The organism is Magnetococcales bacterium, assembly GCA_015232395.1.
In the GTDB taxonomy this organism is placed as follows: domain Bacteria; phylum Pseudomonadota; class Magnetococcia; order Magnetococcales; family JADFZT01; genus JADFZT01.
The window spans coordinates 36997-54728 of sequence record JADFZT010000026.1 but is presented as its reverse complement, the minus strand read 5'-3'; the positions used below and the strand labels follow the sequence as shown (position 1 = coordinate 54728).

Sequence of the window (17732 nt, the reverse complement as noted above, 5' to 3'; positions counted from 1 at the left end):
CAACCCGGACTATCTCGCCCTCTGCCTGGCAGGTGCCAGCCACTGGGGAAAAACCTTTTATCAGGCATTTTTGCAAATAAAAATGAAACGGGTTTTGCTGTGAGTCGATTGATACACGAATCAAAAAAGAAATGTGGAGAACAGGTAGATTTGCCTCTAAAAGGAACTATTTGCACGAATCTTGTGGATTCGCATGTTGCTTTTGAATTGGCGCAGCAATTTTCAAACCTTGTTTGCAGTAAGTATGGGTATTAATATTCTGCAACCATGATTTAAAGGTAACGGTCCGGGTTCCTATCCGGCAACCAATCCCATCTCCTGGAGCCGTTTTTTTCGCTCTGGATCAAGAGTACCTTTTTTCCACGCCTGACGCTGAAACTGAAGCCATAACCCCAGCTGGGGGTTTTCCCGGTATTGAACCGGGATGTTCAGGTGGCCGTGGGTTTCCTTGAAGAGCGCCAGCCCAACGAACATCTCTTCAGCCAGAGCCACCTGGGGATCCCACACAAAATTCAAGGCGGATAGTTGTTCCACCTGCTCTTCGCTCAACATCCGATTGCGGGCGGCGTTTCTTTGGGTGGCGATCCACGATCCCAACGCGGGATTTTCCGGCCACTCCTTGGGAACCAGACAGTGGCCGTGGGTTTGGTGAAATTGGCGCAGCTCCAGCAGCATCTCCAGCCAACGGGCCGCCAAGGGATCCCAGACAAACTCCAGGGCATCCAATCGGGCCAGCCGCTCTTCTGAAAGCTGCCCCGACGGTTTGGCTTTGCGTTGGGTGGCGACCCACCAGGCGAGCTGGGGGTTTTCATCATAGACGTCCGGCACGTTGCAGTGGCCCCGCACTTCCCGAAACTCCACCAGAGCCGCAAACATCTCCTCCCAAAAGATTTCCCGGGTATCCCAAATCAAGCCCAGTTCGGTCAAGCGGTTGATGCGCTCTTCGGTCAGGGTCCCTTTTTTGTGATCCTTGCGCTGATTGGCCACCCACCTGGCCAGCTCCGGATCATCCGCCCACTTGCCGGGGACGTTGCAATGGTTGCGCTCTTTTTTGAATCGTACCAACGCCTGAAAACGTTCCTCCCAGGCGGCATCCCGTTTATCCCAGACGAAACCGATCCCGGTGAGTTTTTCCTGCCGCTCTGGATCCAGCCTGCCCGATTTATGGAGCCCGCGCTGTTTGGTGACCCACTTTTCCAGCTCGGCGGTATCGGGGTCTCCCTTGGGTAGATGAAAATGGTGGTGGGCTTGGTGGAAGGCGGCCAAGATTTCGAACATTTCCTGCCACTGTTTGGCTTCCAGATCCCAGATAAAATCGATCTCATCGAGCCGGGTGATGCGCTCGGGAGCCAGCCGCTTGCGATATTTATCCGACCGCTGGCGAATCACCCAGGGGGGGAGGCCCGGCACCGGGGGATAGGTGGCTGGGGGCTGGCAATGGCCGTGGGTTTCACGAAACAGTTTCAGATGATCGAACATCTCCTCCCAAGCCGCCGCCTCCAGATCCCAGACAAAGCCGATCTCTTCCAGACGCGCTTCGTGGCGGGGATTGATTTTGCCCCGGCGTTTTAAGCGGCGGCACTCCTTGGCCCAACTACCCAGCTCCGGCTGCTCCGGAAAAAGGTCCGGCACCTTACAGTGACCGGTTCGCTCCTTGAAACGAACAAGTAGGGTAAATCGATCAAGCCAGGCCGCTTCCTGTAGATCCCAGACAAATCCCACCTGGTCGAGTTTTTCCCGGTGCTCCCGGGAGAGGGTGCCCATCTGGGCTGCCCGGCGATTATCCTTGGCCCATTTGCCCAGTTCCGGATTTTCCGGATAGAGATCCGGTACCCGGCAGTGGTTGTGGCGAAAGCGATATTGGGAAAGTGCCCGGTATTGATCGAGCCATGCGGCTTCTTTCAAATCCCAGACAAAGCCGATGCGTTCCAGTTTTTCCCGGCGTTCATCACTCAGTGTGCCATTGGCAGCGTTTTTGCGGTTATCCTTGGCCCATTGGCCCAGCTCAGGGTGGTCGGGATAGACGTCCGGCACCCGGCAGTGATTGTGGCGCAGTTTGTACTGTCCGAGATTGGCAAATTGCGCCTCCCAGGCCGCCTCCTTCAGATCCCAAACGAATCCCGCCCGCTCCAACCTGGCGATCCTCTCCGGGGCCAGTTCATCGTGGGCTTTGAGCTTGCGTTGCAGTTTGCACCATTTGCCCAGCTCTGGATTATCCTTCAGAGAGTCGGGAATTTTGCCGTGGCCGTGGGTCTCCTTGAAGCGCACCACCTCTCTGAGCTGTTTTTCCCAGCCAGCCTGCTCCAGATCCCAGACAAACCGGGCGGCCTCCAGGCGTTTGAGCCGTTCTTCCAAGAGAAGCCCTTTGGCTTTGGCTTCCCGTTGCAGCTCTCCCCAGCGTCCCAGCTCCGGATGATCGGGATGTTTTTTGGGTAGCTCCCCGTGGCCCGCACGATCCCGAAAGGCGATAAATTCACCGAAGCGTTGGTCCCACAAGGAGCCCAGTTGATCCACCAGATATTCGGACACGCTCTGGCGCGCTTCTTCCAAGAGTTCGTTGGGCGCTTGGATATCGATTTTTTCCGCCAATCGTTCAGCCAGCAGAGGTGCGGCATTCCAATGACCCGTACGCCCCTTGTTTTCTCCCAACAGGCGGATGATGTCACTTAAGCTGCCCTCCAGCTCCACATGGCACTGGATGAGATCAAGCTCCCCGGCCAGATTGGTTTTCTGGAGCCGCTCCGCCAGATTTTCTCCGGGCTTTCCCTCCAAAAACAGGGGGATCAGCAGAATGGCCGGGGCTTTGGCGGGGGGGGAGGAAGCCGGTTGGCTCATCAATCGCGAAATTACCCCCAGGGAGTCTCCCCGGCCCGATTTGGGGGGGGAGATAACCGCCAGCTGCCAGGGGGGAGAGTCGGGGTGGGGATCGTAGCCGAAGGGGAGGGAGAGGAGGGCGGTTTTATCTCCATCCGCATATGCGGCTATAGAGGATTTAACCTCGCTTGATCCCATGGTCCCGTTGACATGGAAGGTCTCTATTTTTCCTTCTTCTGCCGATCTTTGAGGGAGATCAGCGGTGATGAACGCCTGGGCGAGAGGGGGAGAGGGGTGTAGAGAGAGCACCTTGTGAATTTTGCTCTCTGCCATCACCTGACCCAGGGCCAACCAGAGAGCCTGATGGTGGGGGGATGGGGTAGGGGGAGTCGCAGCTTTGGCTTTGCGGGGTTTGGTTTTCTGGGTGGGGGCATCGGAATCGCTGCTGTCGGTCGCTTCCTTCCCTGCCGTCTTTTCAGCAGGCTCCCGGATTGCTTCTGATGGCGCTTGTTCAGCAGCGGTGCGGGTGGTTTTGGTATCGGTAGATGCCGTAGGTACTTCCTCCGGGAGTTCTTGCTCCCCATCACTTTGTGCCTTATCCGATAGCGCCGATTTTTTATTCACTGGGGAGTGTTCAGCAGCAGGGGTGGCCTCGGATGGTTCGGGCTGTTCTTCGGGGGCGGCTTTGTCTGGAGAGGTATCGGTGGTTTCAGCAGGTTTTAATAAATCTTCAGCTACCTCTTCAGCCACCTCTTCAGCTACCTCTTCGGGGGGCTCCCAAAAGGCAAAATCGGTGACTGTTGTCGGATCCAGCTCTGGCTCTTCTACCGGATTATCAGTTTTCGGATTTTCAGTGACAGAGGGTTCCTGGGAGCGATCGATGGTGAGGGCGGCGGCTGGAAGGGGCTCGCCTGGGGTTTGAGCAGGGGATTCCTCTGGGCTGTTTTTTTTCGTGGCGGCGGCTTGTTCGAGGCTTTCGGGGGTTACCACATAGAGCACCAGCCGGGTGGGCGCCACGAGCCCCAGCTTGGCGGCTTCGGCCACGGCCAGTTGATGCAAGGGAGGGCCGAAGCGTTTTTGATCCTTTAGGGAAAAGAGGGTTTTGGCCTCTCCATTCTTATCCTTGCGGGTGATCTCCTGATGGTGCTCCACCGGGGCCAAAAAGAGGGTTTTGCGGCCTCTGAGGGTGGGGTTGTCCAGGAGGGCCTGAAGGGATTCGCCGGGGCTGGAGAGGGGCGGGTGGTGGGCATCGAGAAAAACAGCCAGCTCCGGTGGGGTCTGTTCTGTCAATGCCTCTGCCACCAGGGAAGCCGCCGAATGGGTGGCGAGAATGGCTTTGGTGCTGTTACTCCGCCAAGCCAGAAAGCGCCGAATATCTTCTGCTTCCACCGCCAGGGGAAAATTCAGCTCTTCCGTTTTCAGGGGGGGATGATCTGGCGGGGTGGGGGCTTTGGGGTCGTGGACCAGCAAGGGGGAGAGGGCCTGCCAGGTGGCTTGTTGACGCCAGATATTGAGGATCTGCTGCAAGCGGTCAAAGCTGGGGCTCCAGATCAGCAGGGTGCGTCGTCCGGCCTGCTTTTCCCCGAGGGCCAGCAGCAGGCGGGCGCTCTCCAGACCGGGGGGAAAGATCACCGAGCCCTGATCCGTGCGGTTTAGCCCATTGTGGATCTCTCCCCGTGCGGTTTCCAGGTGTCTGGGCAAAACCTGCCGTTCCACCGTGAGACCTCCCCCTTGCAACCAGCGGCGGATGGCGAGAATCTCTCGGCGCTCCAACCGGTCCAGATCGCTCCCTCTCAAGCTGTAGACCCCCTTCTCACGGCTGAGGGCCGGGGGGAGCAGGTCGCAGTTGGTGATGAGGAGCTTATGGGGAAAGAGCCCCTGAAGAGCCAGAAAATCGGTGACATCCCGGTTGGAGAGGGGGGGCCTGCCCGGTTTGAACAGCACGTGATAGGGGTGCTCCTCCCCGGCTGGTGTTTTAAAAACCCCTTGTGCCAGTGTCTCCCCTGTGGGTGGAAAAAGCTTCCGGCGACGCTCAAAGGGAACAAAATCGAGGGGCTGAAAGTCGTTGACGGCATCCAGAGCACGGGTCGCCAGCATCCCTTCGATAAATATCTCCAAGGCGTCGTTGCGATCCTTTTCACTGGGAAGCTCGGTGATACGCGCTTCCAGCTCGGAAAAGTGGCCAAAGTTGTTGAAAAGGCCTTCACGCAAAAAAAAGCCGGTTCGGTGATGCTTGGATCCCATGAATGGTAGTCGGTTTCGTCAGGGGTTGAAGAGAAAAATCCCGGCTAACCTGATTGATCCGGATGGGTGTTTCAGGACGGATCGGCAGGAGGCCCTGATCGCATGTGGCCAGGGGGCTTTTATCGATAATCGGGATCGTCAGGTTTTATCAAAAGTCAGAATTTCAGAGTTGTCCTTGGTCGCTCTTATCGGGGAGTGGCATCCGGCAAGCCGCCATCCACCGGCAGGGTGGCCCCGGTGGTGGGGGATTGACGGGTGGCAAAATAGAGCACGGCCCGGGCGACGTGGGTGGCGGTAATTTTGGCTTTCAGCATGTTTCGGTTTTGATAATAGGCTTCCAGGCCATCTTCATCGAGCCCTCTGGCCCGCATGCGGTCCGGCCCCACCTCAGCCCACAGCCCCGACTTGTTGGCCCCATGGCTGAACACCCCGTCGGGGGCGACCATGTTGACCCGGACATCCTGGCTTGCGAGTTCGAGGCTGGCGATTCGGGCCAGCTGGTGGGAGGCGGCTTTGGTGGCACTGTAGGCCCCAAAGTTGGCTCCGGGTGCAAAGACATTTTTGGTGGAGATGAGGACGATATCCCCCCCGGTGCCTTGTAATTCAAACAGCCGGGCCGCTTCACCCAAAATATGGAGGGTGCCTTCGGTATTGACCCGCATCAGCTGCTTGAAGCGGTCGGTATCCATGGTGGCCAGGGAAGAGACGTGGGCCAGCCCCGCATTGATGATCACCAGATCGACCCCGCCCCACACATCGATCACCTGACCAAATCCTTCCTTCACAGCTTCCGGATCGGTGACATCCAACGCCACCCCCATGAAGCGTTCGCCAAAATCGGCCTTGAACCGCTCCGACAGCGCCTCCAGCGCTTCCCCCGCCAGATCGGTACCCGCCACCAGGGCTCCCTGCTGCAACAGCTCCTGACAGATCCCAGCCCCAATGGCCCCCGCTGCGCCCGTCACCAGGGCGATGGAACCCTGGAGCGGCAACCGGGTGGTGGCGTTGAGTTTGGCATGCTGGAGACTGAAATATTCCATGTCGAAGAGGTGGCGCTCATCCAGCCCTTCGAAGCGACCGGTTTGGGCGATACGGTTTTTAACGGTGATGGTCTGGCAGGTGATATCCCGGGCGATGGTGGATTCAGTCAGATCGCTCCCGGCAATGGCCGCCCCCACCCCCGGGATCAAAATCATCCGGGGTTTGGAATCGCGTTTTTTTACCCCTGGGGTCAGGTGTTCCCGATGGCGTTCAAAATAAGCGTCATAGCTTTCGCTATATCCGGCCACTGCTGCTACCGCCTCTTCGGGATTGTCCAGCCAGAGGGGAAGGGCTTTGGTGCGGATCAGATGGTCTGATGTCAGCGGCGGGGTTAGAGCGATCTCCCGGCCTTGGGGATGATCTGCCAGTTTTAAAGTTTCCGGTGTGATCAGGGGCTGCAGCACCATCCGCTGCCAGGGTTGGTCGTCATCGCCAGTGGCGACTGCCAGGGCTCCCCGCAAGCGGGGTGCCAGCTTGCGATAACGGCTCCTGGCGGTAGGCTCTGAGGTGACCTCGAAGGGGGGGGGATCGTGGAGCTTGAGGGTGGCCAGATATTTTTCCACCCGGGTGACCATCTCCACTGTAGCTTCATAGGCTTCCCGGGCGCTCTCTCCCCAGGTGATGAGGCCATGCTTGAGCAGCACCATTCCCTTGGCCTGGGGGTTTTCCGAAAAGGCCTGGGCGGCGGCCAGGGAGAGTTGAAAGCCGGGGTGGACATAATCGAGCAGTATCACCTCCTCCCCCAGAGCCTCCCGAAGGCGCTCACTCCCCCCCTCGCGGTTGCCCAGGGTGAGGATGGCGTCGGCGTGGGTATGGTCGATAAAACGGTGGGGGATAAAACAGTGGAGCAGGGCCTCGATGGAGGGAGTCGCGTCAGAGCCTTCCAGGGTGTGGGCCTTGAGGATCGACACCATCCGGGCATCGCTCAGTTGTGTCAGGGTGGAAAGCCGTCGCAGATAGCCCAGATTCAACGGTACATAATCCTGAGGCGTCATGGTGGCCAGGTCGCAGCCGGAGGCCTTGATGTGAATGGCGTCGATGGGCTCCCCCAGGGGGCCGGTGCGATAGCATTTGACCGAGGTGTTGCCCCCGCCGTGGAGTACCAGCTCTCTGTCACTACCCAGCAGGTGGCCGGTATAGGTGCGCAAGGCCAAATCCTGACCCCACTGGGCTTCGTGGCGGGCAACGAAGGCGGCAGCTTCCTGGTCGTTCCAACGGCTTTTCATGGATGGCAATTCCTGTTTCCAATTCCAGTCTGATCTGGATGGCAATTCCCATGCTTCTAAAGCCAGCTATCCAGGCGTTGGGACAGCCTGGATTATCTGGCCTGCATGGGGGCGGTAAAAGCAATCGGTGGCCCCATATGAAAGGGATGGAGCCTCCCTTTCATAAAAAAGGGATTCCCTGCCAGGGGCCACTGATAGCAGTCAGAATATCAACCCGCGTTTTTCAGCTCTTCATAGAGAGCCAGGGCTTCCTTGGGGGGCATGTTTTCGTGCACCACCTTGTTGACCGCCTGGATCATGGCTTTTGGAGCTGGGGATTGGAAAATATTGCGGCCCATATCCACGCCGTGAGCACCCTGCTGTACGGCATTATAGGCCATGGTCAGCGCATCCAGTTCCGGAATTTTTTTACCACCGGCAATCACAATGGGCACCGGGCAGGCGGCGGTGACGGTTTCAAAATCATCCACATAGTAGGTTTTGACGTAAGTGGCGCCGAGTTCGGCACAGATGCGGGTGGCCAGACGCATATATTTGGCATCCCGCACCAGGTTTTTGCCGACCGCCGTCACGCCCAGCACAGGCATGCCGTAGCGCAGGCCTGCATCCACCAGCCGGGTCAGGTTGTGGATGGAGCGGGTTTCGAATTCGCCACCGATAAAGACCTGCACCGCAACCGCTGCAGAATTGATCCTCAGGGCATCCTCCATGTTGACCGCAATTTCCTCATCGGAAAGCTCTTTGAGGATGGAGGGGCCACCGCTCGCCCGGAGCACCACACCCTTGTTGAAGGTGGGGGGAATGGAGGTGCGCAAAATACCCCGGGTACACATCAGGGTGTTGGCATAAGGGAGGAGGGGCACGATATCCACATCGATCCGCTCCAGGCCGGTGGTGGGGCCCATGAAATAGCCGTGATCCACAGCCAGCATCACCGTGCGATTGCTCTTGGGGTCGAAAATGTTTGAAAGCCGATTTTTCATCCCCCAATCGAGAGAGTTGCAACCCTTGAGGCCAGAAACCTGGCTCTCCATGGGGATATCCAGATGATAGTTTTTTGATTCTTGATTGCCGTCGGTGTCCGCCATGGGTTTCGATCCTTCGCTTTTGGAAAAAAGTGACTGAAATAGTGGCTCCCGCCATTCGTGTCGCCCCAAGGGACTCACGCTAACTTCCCGACCTTTACAAGGGAGCGGAAAATATTTTCCATCCGGTCCACTCTACCATCGGGATACCTGGAAGGTTTAATCCAAAGAGGCGGTCCATTTCAACAGCTCACCTCCGCTTTTGAGGGGGTGGGGATAGGGAGTGGAAAAAAGTGTAATTATCGGACATTTGGTCTTGATTTGAATGTGGAAAGGTTACTATTATGACGCCCGTGTAACGTTCTCGTTACACAAATTTCACAAAACAAAATGATGTTTTCGCTCGTATAAGAAAATTTTGTGAGAGGGGGCTCTCGAAAAGCAGGCTGTCCGAAGCCAATCATCCGCACTGGATAGAGGCATGGCTTCCATTTCAGCATCCAATAAGCTTGAAAAATAAACGACGTCGATACCCGGTCTGACACCAATATGCACGCTTGGGATAACCGGCGGTCATGCCAGACTATTCATTCTGCTGCCAGCAGGAATCCACCACCGAGGAGGAAATATGCCGTATCTATTGAAATTGCCACGAGACCATCGACCATGGGTAATGATGGGGATTATGGTCACCCTCTTTTTAATGATCGATCCTGCCTTTGCCGGATCATCATCTGATAAGGGGATCGACTGGTGGAAGATGGCCATGACCTTGTTTGGGGGATTGGCCCTGTTCCTCTACGGCATGGAGATGATGACCGAATCCCTGCGCCATGTGGCCGGGGACAAGATGAAGGATGTCCTGGCCAAGATGACCACCAACCGGGTGGCCGGGGTCATCACCGGGGCGCTCACCACTGCGGTGGTGCAATCCTCTTCGGTGACCACCGTCATCGTGGTGGGATTTGTGACCGCAGGCCTGATGAATCTCACCCAATCCATCGGGGTGATCTTCGGCGCCAACATCGGTACCACCATCACCGCCCAGATCGTCGCCTTCAAGGTTACCAAGTATGCCTTGCTGATGGTGACCTCCGGTTGGTTGATGTCCCTGGTGGCCAAGGAAGAGCGGATCAAGCATTGGGGTTTGGTGCTGATGGGTTTGGGTCTGGTCTTCTTCGGTATGGGTGTGATGAGTGGCGCGATGAAGCCCCTGCGCTCCTTCCAGCCCTTCCTGGATCTCATGGCCTCCATGTCCAATCCGATATTGGGTATCCTGGTGGCGGCTCTGTTTACAGGGCTTGTGCAATCCTCCTCGGCGACGACCAGCATCGTCATCGTCATGGCGGGGCAGGGGTTTATCACCTTGCCAGCGGGTATCGCCCTCGCTTTTGGCGCCAACATCGGTACGTGTGTCACCGCCATGCTGGCCTGTATCGGCAAGAGCCGTGAAGCGGTTCAGGCTGCGGTAGCCCATCTGCTCTTCAATATCGCGGGGGTGCTGCTCTGGGTCGGCTTTATCGACCAACTGGTGGAATTAGTCACCACCATGTCTCCAGTAGCCGATGTGGGTCTCACCGGTACTGCCAAGCTTGCTGTTGAGGCTCCCCGGCAGATCGCCAACGCCCACACCGTCTTCAATGTGGTCAATACCTTGATTTTCCTTCCTTTCGCTGGCCCCTTTGCCAAGCTGGTGATGAAGATCGTGCCCCTCAAGGAGGCCACTGTCGAAGAGGAAGCCCAAGCGGCCTACCGTCCCAAATATCTTAATGACGGTATGCTCTCCACTCCTCCCCTCGCTCTGAGCATGGTGCGTCGTGAGACGGGCCGTATGGGTGAAGTGGTGACCGAAATGTTGAACGGTATTCCCAAGGGGGTCTATACCGGCAACGTCGATTATATGACCACTGTCCGGGATATGGATGACAAGGCCGACATCCTCTATGGTGAAATTTCCAAATATCTGGCCAAAATCGGCCGGGGGGATCTCACCGAAAAGAGTGCTGACGAGGCGATGTCCGCCATGACGACCGTGACCGAGCTGGAAAATATCGGTGACATCGTCGAGACCCACATGTTCCATCTGGCCGAAGTGTGCTCCCAGCGCAAAGTGCAGCTGGGTGAGGATGAGATCAACACCCTGAATGGCTTCCACGAAGTGGTGGTCAAAGCCTTCCAGTCCGCCATGGCCGCCTATGAGCATGATCGCCCCGACGCTGCCAAAATGGTTCTGAAACTGGAAGCGGATGTGGTGGATGCCATGGATGATTTGGTCCTGGAGAAGCATAAAAATCTGCTTCAAGGTGAGCATACCACCAATGAACTCTTGGCCTTCTCTCTCTTGAGCGATATCCTTGAAAACTACAAACGGATCTACAGCCACTCCAAGCGGATTGCCCGTCTGGTGATGCACCAGGAAGGCTCCTCAGCTCTGGTGGCTGTGTAATCCCCTGAAGCTGACTGTTTGACTTGAAGCGGCGGTCGGGGGAGCGGGTTTCCCACGACCGCCGCCAGTTTTTTTACCATCCTAAAAAGTGGTATCAGGTCGCCAAAGGAGTAGACGCATGGTTGGTATGCCAGGTCAGAAGGCTCTCACGGATTATTACGATATTCTGGGCATTCCCAAAAATGCGACCCAAAAGGGTATCCAACGGGCCTTTCGTGATCTGGCTCGGGTGCATCACCCCGATGTCGCCAAGGATCCAAACTCCGAGGAGCTGTTCAAAACCATGGTGGAGGCGTACCTGGTGCTGAAGGATCCTGACAAACGCAACCTCCTGGATGCTGACATCATCTCAGAATTCTGCAAGACTGTTTCCACCAGCCGACATCTGGGCAAGAGCCGCAAAAAGAAGGCCCCACCCGAATTTTTACGGCTCTTGCGGGGGATGCGAAAACGGTGAGGCGAAAGCCTGACATCAAGACCCTCTTTATCCCCGCCACCCCCCTTCCGGCCCCCATCCCTCCCTGGGAATATCACGCCCATTCCAACCTTTCCGACGGCTTGGCCGATCTTTCCGACATGGTGGATCAGGCCATCAATTCAGGCCTCACCCGGCTGATTTTTACCGAACATACCGAACCCGACATTGCCACCGAAAGTGGTTGGTTCAGACGCTATCTGGATCAGTTGCGCGCTCTGCGGGAAAAACATCGGGACCGGATCATGATCGGCATCGGCCTGGAGGTGCCCATTACCGATTTTGATGGAGGTTTGCTGCTGACCTCTGAGATGGCGGAGCATGTGGAGTTTATTCTGGGGGCGGTCCACAGCTATCCTGGCCATGGCTGGGATGTGGGGACGCTGGAGCCGGAGCGGGCGGTGGAGCTGGAGTATAAGGGGTTGATGGCACTGGCTGAAAATCCCCAGGTGGATGCCATCGCCCATCCCGGGGGCATTTGCCACCTCTACAACACCCCCTTTCCCATGGAACGCTTCGAAGAGGTGGTCAAAAAAGCCACCGCCAACGGCATCGCCATCGAGCTGAACCCCGCCTATCAAAACCCCATGGAACCCTATCTCAAGATTTTACAGCGCCATAACGCCCTGATCTCACCAGGCTCCAACGCCCATGCGCCCTTTGAGTTGGGACGGGCTTGGAAGACGCTGCAAAAGCTGGCTGACAAGGGGGAGAGAAAAGGGGAGAGGGAGGCGGAGTTGTCGTCGGAATAGAGAAGCTGAGAGAGTTGTTTGGGTAGGATTTTTTTCTCAAGGCCAGGTGATGTTCGGGCTTAAAGGTTCTACCAGGCTTACCCGCCAGCTTTCCTGTTCAAAGAAAAAATAGCAGAGATATTCAATCCCCTTGCGGAGTTTGCCGGAGTTGGCTGTTACATTCCTGACAGCGCCATTATGTCAGGCCTGATAACTGAGCCAAAATCAAGGCAGGCTAGCCCACATCCAGCATCAGCAGCATCCGGACGTTGGACCGGTCCACCAGCTTTTCGTCAAAGCTGTGGTTTTCCAGAAAGTCGCCGATAATGTTGATATCCCGGGTGGTGGCCACAGCGATATAGGCGAGTAGAAAGAGGGAGACCCCCTTCAACACGAAGCCATACTCCCGGCTGTTGTGGTCCCCTAAAATTTCCTTGGCTACCTTGGGAATCAATTTGCGCTTTTTAAACAACAGCTCTTCCAGGTCGGCCAGAGTGTGAATGGTGCCGAGATCGTTGATGGCCGCCAAAAGCCTTTCCATCGATTTTTGACGATACATCAGGCGGGTGTCGTAATAGGCGGCGATGATCCGATCAATCTGACGCACCATGTCGTTTTGGAGAATAAATAATTCCAGGCTTTCCAGATCAATGGCGGCTTCGTTGCCGGAGAGCACGACCCGATCAAGGGCCTTGGCTTCCTCAACCCCGATGGGATCATCTGCGGGCTCTGTTATTGTTTCAGGTTTGGGGGAGGGTGGTTTTTTTGCCCGAGATTTTTTTTGGTCCGGTGTGGGACGGTTGGATGGGGTGGAAGGGGCAGGTTGGCTGGCTTGGGTCCCTTGGCTGGCTGAGGAAAGGGGAGGTGCAGGGGGCGTTATTCCCTTGGGTGTTTCCCTCTCTTTGGGGTCAAAGTTGTAGGGAGATAAAAATTTCCGTACCCGGTTCAACTCCCCATCGGAAAGCTCGAAGAGATAGCTCAGCTGGGTAAATTCCCGAAGCATCTCCACCGGAAAACGATCCTGAGGATAGCCCAGATGCTGCTCAATCCGCCCCCAGGTGTGCTGCATGAGGGAGCAGACCTGGATCTCAGCCTGAAACCCCACAAACCGCTCATATTCCACCAGCTTCAGCCGTTCGGCGGGTAGCTGAATCACCGCCCAGCCTGTGGGATAGCCCAGGGCCTCGGGGTTGCGTTCAATCTCCCGATGGGGCCAGGACTCTTTGACCACCTGAAAATCCTGGGCCAGTCGGTCGATCACCCGGTCCACTTCGTTTTGAAAAAAAGTGATGATACGAAAACCCACCAGATCCGGCACTTCATGAAGGGCAGGGTAAAGATTATCCAAAGATTCAGTGATTTTGCGCTCCAGGCTCCGACGGCTTTTGAGCCTCGTGGTGATGTCGAAGACATCCAGCTTGCCCGCTCGGACCGTTTCGTCGAGGAGAACGCCAAGTCGATTCTTGAATTCCCGGAAGGCCACCTGCTTTTCGGTGTATTCCGATAAAATAACCTCGTTGGTATTCATGGGGTGAAAACCTTCATGCCCTCTCGGGTGCTGATGGTGTGGCGTGTCACGGATCATCTCTCCCGGGATCGTGCCTGGTTCCAGGGATTGGCATCCCCTTGAGCCATCCAAAAGTCCGTCAGGCTCCTTGCCATTGTTTCGTTTATTCCTTCACCATCCCGAATCGTTCAGATGGATGGCTCCAGCGGAATTTGCATGATGGCCAGGATTTCATCCATCGCCTCCTGGTCTTTTACTTCAATGGCGATGTGCAGAAGCAGCAGCAAAATCGAGATACCCCGCACGATAAAATCCACATCCGCCACATCAGCCCCTTCAAAGAGCTTGCCCGAATGGCTCACAATGGCCGCTTCGTTGCGCACCAGGGATTCCAGCAGGCTTTCCTGGGAGTGGATGTCAAACTTGGCGGCAATCGCTTCCAGCTGCTGGATGAAAGGTTCGTGAAATTTAAGTCTGAGATCAAACAGATCGGCAATTTTACGATCCAGGCTCCGGATGAGGGAATCTCCCAAAACCAGTTTGGACCACTCTTCCCCGGACCAGCGTGGGTGCTCAGAGGGGGAGGGTGTGGCAGAGGCCTCTTTTTGGGATTTTGGCTTGGGGGGGACGGGTTTGACCGGCGCTGTTTTTTTGCCGGATTTTTTGCCCTTGTCAGCGTTCTTTTTCGAGGCCTTGGCAGGCTTTTTGGCAAGTTTGACCGCTAACTCCACCCCCTCTTGGGGTTGGGGTTCCGGCTCGGCGGCAGCCAGGGTGACTTCCTGCTTCAGGGTGTTGAGCTGCCTGTCTGCCAGCTCAAAGAGACCCACAATACGCGCCGCAGGCCGTCTCAGTTCCTGGGGTAGGGCGGTCTCGTTGGGAAAATCAAGTCGTTTTTGGATGGACAACCAGGTGTGTTGCAAAAGGGAACGAATCTGAAACATCACCTGACACGCGCGAAAACGGCGATATTCGATCAACTCCAGCCGGGCATCCATCATTCGGGTGAGATAGTAGTGGGAGTGGTAACCGAATCGCTTTGGTTCCTGGATTTTTCCCTCACCAAAGACATCTCTCACCACCGAAAAGGCGCTTTTGAGAATGTCCGATACCCGCACCACCTCATCTTCAAAGTGGGTCAGCACCCGGATGGTGACGAGATCTTCGATATCTTTCAGGGATTGCACCGGGGTGGTGGTCGTTTCCAACCAGTTCCGTAACGCCTCCCGATCCATGAGGAACCCCTCAATGGAATAGACGACGACGGCATTTTCCTTGATGAACTCCTTGAAAAGCCGGAGATTCATGGTCAAAAAATCAGCATAAAGCTCTTTTTCCCGATCATATTCCAGAAGAATCCGTTGGATGGAATGGTTATCCATACCGGCCATGAACGTGTCCTTGAAAATGGAACTGCCAATACCCTCGATTTAACCACAAAACCATCCGTAACAAACCTGAAAATACCCTTTGCCGCTTCAAAGGACAAGTGACCCCACCACTTTGAGATCTCTCCCGAATCCCAAGCCATCCATACCCGAGGTGGTCGGGAGGAAAAGGGGAGAAGCTTGGAGTGGGAAAAAGAGTTTTGGGGGGGAATCCAAGGGGGATGGGATAGGGGGGGAGAAAAACCAAGCTGGGGGGTGGCTTCGGCATACAGCCACTCCCCAGAGGTTGAAATAAGAGATGGATTGCAGCCCAGCTTTTCTGATGCTGGCTGGCTTAAGAGAGTGTTAGGTTTTGCCGAAGACGATTTTGACCACCTCGGTATATCGGCGCACAAAGTGGACAGTCACCCCCTCGCGGATATAGTCCGGAACCTCTTCATAATCCTTGCGGCACGCTTCTGGCAGAATGACCTCTTTGATCCCTACCCGGCGAGCGGCGATCAGCTTTTCCCGAATGCCCCCCACTGCCAGCACTTGGCCGGTCAAGGTGATCTCTCCGGTCATGGCCATATAGCGGGGGATGGCTTGGTCGCGGGCCAGGGAGAGAAGGGCGGTGGTCAAGGTGATGCCGGCGGAGGGACCATCTTTAGGGGTAGCTCCTTCCGGCACGTGGAGATGCACCGTGCCTTCCAGTCGTTTGGGGTTGCCTCCCAGACTTTTGCAGTGGGCCTGGATGTGGCTGACCGCAATCTGGGCTGATTCTTTCATCACCTCACCCAATTTTCCGGTGAGTTTGAAGCCATCCTTGTCGTCCCGAATGCGCACCGCTTCGATATCCAGAGTGGCCCCACCCATGGCGGTCCAGGCGAGACCGGTGACGATCCCCACCCCTTTCATCGGTTTTTCGTCCCGGAAATCGGGCTTGCCCAGAAAATCCTCCACCTGCTCCTTGCCCACCTGAATGGGTTTTGGTTCATCATCGAGAATCTTGACCGCACTTTTGCGGATGATGGCGCCGACCTTTTGTTCCAGACGCCGCACCCCCGCCTCCCGGGCATAGCCGTCGATGATGGTTCTCAAGGCAGCCTGGCTGAAGCGAATATCTTGTTTGGTGAGGCCGTTTTTATCCAGCTGTTTGGGAATCAGATGGTTGCGGGCGATGGCCAGTTTTTCCTGGGTGATATAACCCGACAGCCGGATTACCTCCATACGGTCCAACAGGGGCCGGGGGATGGTGTCCATCTGGTTGGCGGTGCAGATGAAAAGAATGTTGGAAAGATCAAACCGCACATCCAGATAGTGGTCGAGAAATTCGATGTTTTGTTCTGGGTCCAGCACCTCCAGCAGGGCGGATGCGGGATCTCCCTGATAGCTGGCACCGATCTTATCGACCTCATCGAGCATGACGATGGGATTGGCGACCTTTTTGCGGCGCAAGGCTTGGATGAGCTTGCCCGGCATCGCCCCCACGTAGGTGCGTCGGTGCCCTTTGATTTCAGCTTCATCCCGCATGCCGCCGACGGAAAAGCGGAAAAATTCCCGTCCCACTGCCCGGGCGACAGAGCGCCCCACCGAGGTTTTGCCCACCCCGGGTGGCCCCACCAGAAGAATGATCGAGCCGCCGATCTCCCCCTTGAGCTTGCCCACCGCCAAAAACTCCAGGATGCGCTCTTTGACATCATCCAGGCCGTCATGGTCCTGATTCAGAATTCGCCTGGCCCGTTTGAGGTCGAGCTTATCCTTGGAGTAGACTCCCCAGGGCAGACTGGTGAGCCAATCCACATAGTTGCGGGTCACCCCATATTCCGAGGAGGAGGTTTCCAGTACCGACAGCTTGTCCAGCTCTTCGGTGATGCGCTCTTCGGCCTCTTCGGTCAGGGTGAGCTTTTCCAGCCGATCCCGAAAACGGTCCACATCAGCGGTGCGGTCGTCTTTGGTGATGCCCAGTTCCTTCTGGATCTCCTTCAGCTGCTCCCGGAGGAAAAATTGCCGCTGGTTGTTGGAGATGCCTTCTTCCACCTGCTTGGAAATTTTATCCTGGAGCTTGACCATCTCCAGCTCTTTTTTGAGCAATCCCAAAACTTTTTCCAGCCGCTCCTGGGTGGAGATGGTCTCCAATACCTCTTGTAGCTCTTCCCGTTTGGAGCTGGTCATGGAGGCGACAAAATCGGCCAGCCGATCCGGGTCGCTGAAATTGTGCCGGGAGAGAAACATCCGGACCTGTTCCTGATAGAGAGAGTCGTATTTCAGGATCTCTTTCAGGGTGTTGATCACCGCCATGGTGTAGGGCTTCAGGGTGTCCGGATCGACCTCTTCAGCCGGTTTGTTGTGGTGGATCGCCCGTACCACGGTGGGGGGGCCAGCCTGGACCACTTCGGTGATTTCAAACCGGGAAATGCCCTCAGCCAGGAGTTTGACCTGTTTTTCCTCTTCGTTGACGGCAGCTTCCAAAACCCGCGCCACCGTACCCATGGGAAAAAGTTTTTCAGGGTCAAAGACTTCGTCGCCTTCCTCGACGTGGGAAAGCACGATGCCGAACATTTTTCCGGGGGAGTCCAGCGCTTGGCGGATAATGTCGTAGTAGGGGGAGCCTTCTACCTGAATAGGGGTCAGCATACCCGGAAAGAAGGGACGTCCACCCAGGGGGTAGACCACCAGCTCCATCGGCATGATGTCTTCCATGCGTGCCGGAGTGGTGTCGGATTCATCCAGGTCTGCCGCTTCCGTCACCTCGGGCTCCTCGATGATGGCGTCTACAACTTCTTTGTCGGAATTATTGTTATCTTCGTCTGACATGATTCCATCCTTAAAGTGTCTTAGGTATGGAGCAATATATGG

At 56.2% G+C, this 17732-nt stretch carries 9 protein-coding genes; 3 read left to right on the top strand and 6 right to left on the bottom strand.

Features of this window, described 5'->3' with window-relative positions; genetic code table 11:
* Nucleotides 1-294: 294 nt before the first annotated feature.
* The 3 genes from HQL52_09505 to lsrF all read right to left on the bottom strand — a co-directional run bounded on the left by HQL52_09505 (nucleotide 295) and on the right by lsrF (nucleotide 8413).
* Nucleotides 295-5058 (bottom strand): Helicase associated domain protein, encoded by a 4764-nt coding sequence (locus HQL52_09505; protein MBF0369678.1) that lies wholly within the window; start codon nucleotides 5056-5058, stop codon nucleotides 295-297.
* 185 nt (nucleotides 5059-5243) lie between these two features.
* Complete coding sequence (locus tag HQL52_09500) at nucleotides 5244-7325, bottom strand: bifunctional aldolase/short-chain dehydrogenase (GenBank protein MBF0369677.1); 2082 nt, start codon at nucleotides 7323-7325, stop codon at nucleotides 5244-5246.
* A 209-nt stretch (nucleotides 7326-7534) separates the two neighbouring features.
* Entirely contained in the window at nucleotides 7535-8413 is an 879-nt protein-coding gene (gene lsrF / locus HQL52_09495) for a 3-hydroxy-5-phosphonooxypentane-2,4-dione thiolase (GenBank protein MBF0369676.1), read from the bottom strand.
* Nucleotides 8414-9053: 640 nt separating this feature from the next.
* Here lsrF and HQL52_09490 point away from each other — a divergent pair.
* The 3 genes from HQL52_09490 to HQL52_09480 all read left to right on the top strand — a co-directional run bounded on the left by HQL52_09490 (nucleotide 9054) and on the right by HQL52_09480 (nucleotide 12023).
* Nucleotides 9054-10796 carry a Na/Pi cotransporter family protein gene (locus HQL52_09490; protein ID MBF0369675.1) on the top strand — a complete coding sequence of 581 codons (1743 nt, stop codon included), beginning with the start codon at nucleotides 9054-9056 and terminating at the stop codon, nucleotides 10794-10796.
* Between the two features lie 127 nt (nucleotides 10797-10923).
* A complete protein-coding gene (locus HQL52_09485; protein ID MBF0369674.1) occupies nucleotides 10924-11253 on the top strand; it encodes a DnaJ domain-containing protein in 330 nt (109 codons plus the stop codon).
* Entirely contained in the window at nucleotides 11250-12023 is a 774-nt protein-coding gene (locus HQL52_09480) for a PHP domain-containing protein (GenBank protein MBF0369673.1), read from the top strand. Before HQL52_09485 ends, HQL52_09480 begins: the two co-directional genes overlap by 4 nt.
* A gap of 214 nt (nucleotides 12024-12237) precedes the next feature.
* On the opposite strand, the gene HQL52_09475 is transcribed toward HQL52_09480, so the two are convergent.
* From HQL52_09475 to lon, 3 genes are all read right to left on the bottom strand, one after another.
* Nucleotides 12238-13530 (bottom strand): hypothetical protein, encoded by a 1293-nt coding sequence (locus HQL52_09475; protein ID MBF0369672.1) that lies wholly within the window; start codon nucleotides 13528-13530, stop codon nucleotides 12238-12240.
* A gap of 167 nt (nucleotides 13531-13697) precedes the next feature.
* Nucleotides 13698-14897 carry a hypothetical protein gene (locus HQL52_09470; GenBank protein ID MBF0369671.1) on the bottom strand — a complete coding sequence of 400 codons (1200 nt, stop codon included), beginning with the start codon at nucleotides 14895-14897 and terminating at the stop codon, nucleotides 13698-13700.
* Nucleotides 14898-15239: 342 nt separating this feature from the next.
* Nucleotides 15240-17690, bottom strand: a complete 2451-nt coding sequence (gene lon / locus HQL52_09465; protein MBF0369670.1) for an endopeptidase La — start codon at nucleotides 17688-17690, stop codon at nucleotides 15240-15242.
* Between the last annotated feature and the right edge of the window lie 42 nt (nucleotides 17691-17732).

Excerpts from the sequence above, each read along its gene's own strand:
- lon (MBF0369670.1), bottom strand. The coding sequence starts at position 17,690 with ATGTCAGACGAAGATAACAATAATTCCGACAAAGAAGTTGTAGACGCC.
- HQL52_09490 (MBF0369675.1), top strand. The coding sequence starts at position 9,054 with ATGATCGATCCTGCCTTTGCCGGATCATCATCTGATAAGGGGATCGAC.
- HQL52_09505 (MBF0369678.1), bottom strand. The coding sequence starts at position 5,058 with ATGGGATCCAAGCATCACCGAACCGGCTTTTTTTTGCGTGAAGGCCTT.
- HQL52_09470 (MBF0369671.1), bottom strand. The coding sequence starts at position 14,897 with ATGGCCGGTATGGATAACCATTCCATCCAACGGATTCTTCTGGAATAT.
- HQL52_09500 (MBF0369677.1), bottom strand. The coding sequence starts at position 7,325 with ATGAAAAGCCGTTGGAACGACCAGGAAGCTGCCGCCTTCGTTGCCCGC.
- lsrF (MBF0369676.1), bottom strand. The coding sequence starts at position 8,413 with ATGGCGGACACCGACGGCAATCAAGAATCAAAAAACTATCATCTGGAT.
- HQL52_09485 (MBF0369674.1), top strand. The coding sequence starts at position 10,924 with ATGCCAGGTCAGAAGGCTCTCACGGATTATTACGATATTCTGGGCATT.
- HQL52_09475 (MBF0369672.1), bottom strand. The coding sequence starts at position 13,530 with ATGAATACCAACGAGGTTATTTTATCGGAATACACCGAAAAGCAGGTG.